The following is a 6400-nucleotide window of genomic DNA, read 5'->3' on the forward strand; positions in this document are numbered from 1 at the left end:
GTGTGGTGGAGCTCCTCCATCGCGGCGGTGCCGCTGAACCGGCTGCCCGCCCGCTCCCACAGCGGCCCGGTCGCGCCCAGCAGCCACGCGGCCCGGTCATGGCCGCCCGCCGTGACGGCCAGCAGCACGAAGGTCTCCAGGCAGTAGGCGATGCCGATCCGGTCGCCGAGCGCCGCCTTGCAGTGCAGCGCCGCCCGCGCCCGGTCCGCCGACGCCGCCAGATCGTTCTTCCGGTAGTGGGCGACACTGCTGACGTACAGCAGATAGCCGCGGATCCAGCATTCGCGGCTGCGCGGCCCGATCCGCGCCAGACCCCGCTCGCACGCCTCGACCGACCGGTAGACGTCGCCGAGCATATGGTGCAGATGCCCCTCCTGGGCGTCGAGCTGCGACAGCCCGACGTGGTCGCCGGTGGCCGTCAGCCGGGCCCTGGTCTCCTCACTCATCCGCAGCGCCGCGTCGTGGTCGCCGCCGAACACGGCCGTCAGATGCAGGTAGACGCGGGCGCGGGCCGCGCAGCGCAGATCGCCGAGCGACTCCGCGAGGGGGATCGCCTCGGCGAGGTCGGCGGCCGCGGCCACCGGATCGCTGCCGAAGGTCGTCAGATAGGCCCGGACGATCAGCAGCTCCGCCCGCTGCGAGCACGGCTCGGGGAAGCGGGCCAGTACCTTGGTCAGCCAGAACCGGCCCTCGGTGAGCAGCCCGGAGATCTGCCAGTACCCCCACATCCGGACGGCGAGGGCGGCGGCGTCGCGGTCGCGTCCCGGCAGGGCGAGCGCGTACCGCAGCGACGCCTGGAGGCAGGCGTGCTGGCGGCGGAGCGCGTGGTACCGGTCGGCCTGGGCGTCGTCGGTGAAGTTCTCGTCGAAGAACCGCAGGGCCGCCAGATGCCGGTCGACGTGCCGGCCGCGCACCTGGTCGGCGTCGTCGTGCCCGGCCAGCTCCTCGACGCCGTACTCGCGGATCGTGTCGAGCATCCGGTACCGGCCGGTGGCGGCGTCGCGCAGGACGAGGGACTTGTCGACCAGCCCGATCAGCGTGGACAGGACCTCCGCGCCGGGCAGGGTCTCGTCGGCGCAGACCTCTTCGGCGGCGGCCAGTTCGAACGGGCCCGCGAACACCGACAGCCGCGCCCACAGCAGCCGTTCGGCGGCCGTGCACAGTTCGTGGCTCCAGTCGATCGCGGTCCGCAGGGTCTGGTGGCGGGGCAGCGCGGTGCGGCGGCCGCCGGCCAGCAGCCGGAACCTGTCCTCGAGCCGTTCCAGGAGCTGTTCGGGGGAGAGGGCGCGGAGCCGGACGGTCGCCAGCTCGACCGCCAGGGGGATCCCGTCGAGCCGCCGGCAGAGCGCCACGATGAGCTCCCGGTTGTGGTCGGTGAGCTCGAAACCGGGGCAGGCGGCGGCGGCCCGCTGCGCGAACAGCTCGACGGCGGTGCCCTCGAACGGGCCTTCGTCGGGGACGGGCAGCGGCGCGATCGGGAAGGTGTACTCGCCGGGCACGTCGAGCGGCTGCCTGCTGGTGGCCAGCACCTTCACGCCGGGGGCGTCCGCCAGCACGGTCTCGACGAAGATCGCGCACGCGTCCACCAGATGCTCGCAGGTGTCCAGCACCAACAGGATCTCGCGGCCGCGCAGGTAGTCCAGCACGGCCTCCAGCGGCGGCTGGGCGGCCGAACCCGGCAGTCCGAGCGCCACCCCGACGGTGTGCGGCAGCAGCTCGGGGTCGTGCAGCGCCGACAGTTCCACCAGGCACACCCCGTCGCCGAACCGGTCGGCGGCGGCCCCGGCCGACCGCAGCGCGACCCTGGTCTTGCCCACGCCGCCCGCGCCGACGACCGTGACCAGCCGCGCCCGCTCCAGCAGACCGGCGACCTGGGCGAGCTCCTGCGCCCTGCCCACGAAACCGGTCACCTCCGCCGGAAGCTCCCCCCGGACCGTCCCGTCCGTCATCCGCCGCACCCCTCCGACTCGTCCCTGTTCCTACAGTCCAGTACGCGGGGCGATCACGGGGCGGAACCCAACGAAAGGTATGGCGGCGTGACGGCCGTCACGCCGCCGCGCCGCCCGGCGGAAAACCGGTGGCGGGGCAGTGGGGGGAGTTGTTTAAGCTTGGCGGTTGTGAGTTCTTCCGCTGTTCGGCCTGACGACCTGCGCCAACGACTGGACGGGTTGACGCTCCGCGACCGGAGCCGGTTGCGGCGCCGCTGGGAGGGCACCCGGAAGATCAGGGACGAGGCCCGCCGGGCCAAGATCCAGCAGGACGTCCTGCGTCAGATCGACGCCGCCGAGGTCAAGGTCGCGAACCGGGCCGCCGCCGTCCCCGAGATCACCTATCCCGCGCAGCTTCCCGTCAGCCAGAAGAAGGACGAGCTCCTGGCCGCGATCCGCGACAACCAGGTCGTGATCGTCGCGGGCGAGACGGGTTCGGGCAAGACCACCCAGCTTCCCAAGATCTGTCTGGAGCTGGGCCGGGGCGTGCGGGGCCTGATCGGCCACACCCAGCCGCGCCGGCTGGCCGCCCGGACGGTCGCCGAGCGGATCGCCGAGGAGCTGGACACCCCGTTCGGCGGGGTGATCGGCTACAAGGTCCGCTTCACCGACCACACCTCCGACGACACCCTCGTCCGGCTGATGACCGACGGCATCCTGCTGGCCGAGATGCAGCACGACCGGCTGCTGGAGAACTACGACACCCTGATCATCGACGAGGCGCACGAACGCAGCCTCAACATCGACTTCCTGCTCGGCTACGTCAAGCAGCTCCTGCCGCGCCGCCCCGACCTCAAAGTGATCATCACTTCGGCGACGATCGACCCCGAGCGGTTCTCCCGCCATTTCGGTGACGCCCCGATCGTGGAGGTCTCCGGCCGCACCTATCCGGTCGAGGTCCGCTACCGTCCGATCGAGAACGAGGACGCCGACCAGGCCGAGGCGATCTGCGAGGCCGTCGACGAGCTGTTCCTGGAGGCCCCGGGCGACGTCCTGGTCTTCCTGTCGGGCGAACGGGAGATCCGCGACGCCGCCGACGCCCTCACCAAGCACTTCCAGGGCCGCAGCCAGGCGGCCACCCCGGAGATCCTCCCGCTCTACGCCCGGCTGTCCAACGCCGAGCAGCACCGGGTGTTCCAGTCCCATCGGGGCCGCCGGGTCGTCCTGGCCACGAACGTCGCCGAGACCTCCCTGACGGTCCCCGGCATCAAGTACGTGGTCGATCCCGGCACCGCGCGGATCTCCCGCTACAGCAGCCGCCTCAAGGTCCAGCGCCTGCCGATCGAGGCGGTCTCCCAGGCCAGCGCCAACCAGCGCAAGGGCCGCTGCGGCCGCACCTCCGACGGCATCTGTATCCGCCTGTACTCCGAGGAGGACTTCGCGGGCCGTCCCGAGTTCACCGATCCGGAGATCCTCCGTACCAACCTGGCCTCGGTCATCCTCCAGATGACGAGCCTGGGCCTCGGCGACGTCGGCAAGTTCCCGTTCATCGACCCGCCGGACCGCCGCAACATCAAGGACGGCCTGGACCTCCTCCACGAGCTCAACGCCCTGGACGCCGAGCGGAAGCTCACCGAGGTGGGCCGTAAACTCGCCCGTCTCCCGGTCGACCCGCGGATGGGCCGGATGATCCTGGAGGCCGACAAGAACGGCTGTGTCGACGAGGTCATGGTCATCGCGGCGGCGCTGTCGATCCAGGACCCCCGCGAACGGCCGTCCGACAAGCAGCAGGCCGCCGACGAGAAGCACGCCAGGTTCAAGGACCCGGCCTCCGACTTCGCGGCCTTCCTCAACCTGTGGAACTACGTCAGGGAGAAGCAGCGCGAGCTGTCGGGCTCCCAGTTCCGCCGCACCCTGAAGAACGAGTTCCTGCACTATCTGCGGATCCGCGAGTGGCAGGATCTGGTCGGCCAGCTCAAGCAGATCCTGCGCGACCTCGACATCACCCCGAACACCGTCCCCGGCGACCCTTACAAGATCAATGTCTCGCTGCTGTCGGGTCTGCTGTCGCACATCGGCCTGTTCGACGCGGAGAAGCGCGACTACCTGGGCGCGCGCAACGCCCATTTCGCGATCTTCCCCGGTTCCGGGCTGTTCAAGAAGAACCCGCGCTGGGTGATGTCGGCGGAGCTGGTCGAGACCTCACGGCTCTGGGCCCGCGTCAACGCCAAGATCGAACCCGACTGGGTGGAGCCCCTGGCGCAGCACCTGGTCAAGCGCACCTACTCCGAGCCGCACTGGGAGAAGAACCAGGCCGCCGTCATGGCGCTGGAGAAGGTCACCCTGTACGGGGTGCCGATCGTCACGGCCCGCAAGGTCAACTACGGCCGGATCGATCCGGAGCTCTCCCGCGACCTGTTCATCCGCAACGCCCTGGTCGAGGGCGACTGGGAGACCCACCACCGGTTCTTCCACGCCAACCGCAAGCTGCTGGACGAAGTGGGCGAGCTGGAGGAGCGGGCCCGCCGCCGCGACATCGTCGTCGGCGAGGAGACCCTGGTCGACTTCTACGACGAGCGGATCCCCGACGACGTGGTCTCGGGCGCCCACTTCGACGCCTGGTGGAAGGACGCCCGCCGCACCGAGCCCGACCTGCTCAGCTTCGAGAAGTCGATGCTGATCAACGAGGCGGCCGGTGAGGTGCTGGAGGCCGACTACCCCGACGCCTGGCGTCAGGGCGACCTCACCTTCAAGCTCACCTACCAGTTCGAGCCGGGCGCGGACGCCGACGGCGTCACCGTCCACATCCCGCTGCACCTGCTCAACCAGGTCGAGCCGGACGGTTTCGACTGGCTGGTCCCCGGGATGCGCCACGATCTGCTGACGGCCCTGATCCGCAGCCTGCCCAAGCAGACGCGCGTCAACTTCGTGCCCGCTCCCGACCACGCCCGCCGTGTCCTGGCACGGCTGACGCCGCGGGCCGGTTCGCTGCTGGGCGCGGTCGAGGCCGAGCTGAAGAACATGTCGGGGATCACGGTCACCCGCGAGTCGTGGGGCAGCACCCCGCTGCCCGACCATCTCAAGATCACCTTCCGGGTCGTCGACCGCAAGCGCAAGAAGCTCGCCGAGGGCAAGGATCTGGACGCGCTCAAGCGGCGGCTGGCCCCCAAGCAGCAGGAGACCCTGGCCAAGGCCAGCGGGATCGAGCGTCAGGGCCTCAAGGACTGGGACTTCGGGGCGCTGCCGCGGCTGCACGAGCAGGGCAGGCTCCGCGCCTATCCGGCCCTGGTCGACCAGGGCGACTCGGTGGCGATCCGCACCTTCGGCACCGAGGAGGAGCAGCGCAGGGCCATGTGGGACGGGGTCCGCCGGATGATCCTGCTGAACGCCCCCGACCCGGCGAAGCACCTCCAGTCGCAGCTGACCAACCAGGGCAGGCTGGCCCTGGCGACCAATCCGCACGGCTCGGTGCCCAAGCTGTTCGCCGACATCGTGACGGCCGCGGCCGACCGGCTGATCGCCGACAACGGCGGCCCCACCTGGGACGAGGCGGCTTTCAAGGTCCTCTACGACAAGGTGCGGGCGGATCTCGCGGACGTCTCGGCGGAGATCCTGGCCTGGGTGGAGCGGATCCTGTCCGCCGCTCACGCTGTGCAACGCAAGCTCAAGAGCACCAGCAGCCTCGTCCTGGTACCCAGTCTCGCCGATATTCGTGCGCAACTGGATGAACTCATTCATTCAGGATTTATTGCCGAAACGGGGTTCAATCGCCTGCCGGATCTGCTTCGCTACCTGAGGGCGCTGGACCACCGTCTGGACCGCCTGCCGGAGAACCCCAACCGGGACCGGCTGCTCATGGCCCAGGTGCACGCGATCAGAGCCGAATGGGAGGCCGCCGGACGCCCCGCCGAGATCCGCTGGATGATCGAGGAGCTCAGGGTCAGCCTGTTCGCCCAGTCCCTGGGGACGCGCTACCCGATCTCCGACAAGCGGATCAGGAAGGCGATTACCGAGGGTCACCACCGGAAATAGGGAAGGCATGTCGGGGGAATCACTGGTCGAGGCCGTCCACGAAGGCAAGGCCGACCGGGTACGGGCGGTGCTGGCCACCGGCGTCGGCCCGGACGAGCCCAATGCCGAGGGCAGCACGGCGCTCTACCAGGCGTCGGTGAGCGGCTACCTCGACCTCGTGGAGCTGCTGCTGGAGGCCGGGGCCGACCCGGATCTGCTCAGCCTCGGCGACAGCGACGGCCTGCCGCTGTGCGGGGCCGCCTGCTGGGGGTTCGACGAGGTCGTCGAGGCCCTGCTGCGCGGCGGCGCGACCGCCGACCTGAAGGAGTCCGACGACTGGACCGCCCTGAAATGGGCGGCCGCCGGCGGCCACACCGGCACCGTCACCCGGCTGCTGACCTTCGGCGCACGCCCCGCCGACGAGGGCCGCCAGACCTCGCTCTGGCTGGCGGCCGAACGCG

Annotated in this window: 3 protein-coding genes; 2 read left to right on the forward strand and 1 reads right to left on the reverse strand. The window is 70.4% G+C overall.

The window, feature by feature from the left end:
* Positions 1-1949: ATP-binding protein (locus ACYVE7_RS26925; RefSeq protein WP_460368396.1), on the reverse strand; the 1949-nt coding region annotated here is incomplete at its 3' end.
* 168 nt (positions 1950-2117) lie between these two features.
* Between ACYVE7_RS26925 and hrpA the strand changes: the two genes are divergently transcribed.
* Together hrpA and ACYVE7_RS26935 are read left to right on the forward strand one after the other, a co-directional pair.
* Positions 2118-5960 (forward strand): ATP-dependent RNA helicase HrpA, encoded by a 3843-nt coding sequence (gene hrpA, locus ACYVE7_RS26930; RefSeq protein ID WP_460368399.1) that lies wholly within the window; start codon positions 2118-2120, stop codon positions 5958-5960.
* 7 nt (positions 5961-5967) lie between these two features.
* On the forward strand, positions 5968-6400 hold a 433-nt coding region (locus ACYVE7_RS26935; RefSeq protein WP_460368401.1), incomplete at its 3' end, for an ankyrin repeat domain-containing protein.

The organism is Actinocorallia lasiicapitis (genome assembly GCF_054778695.1).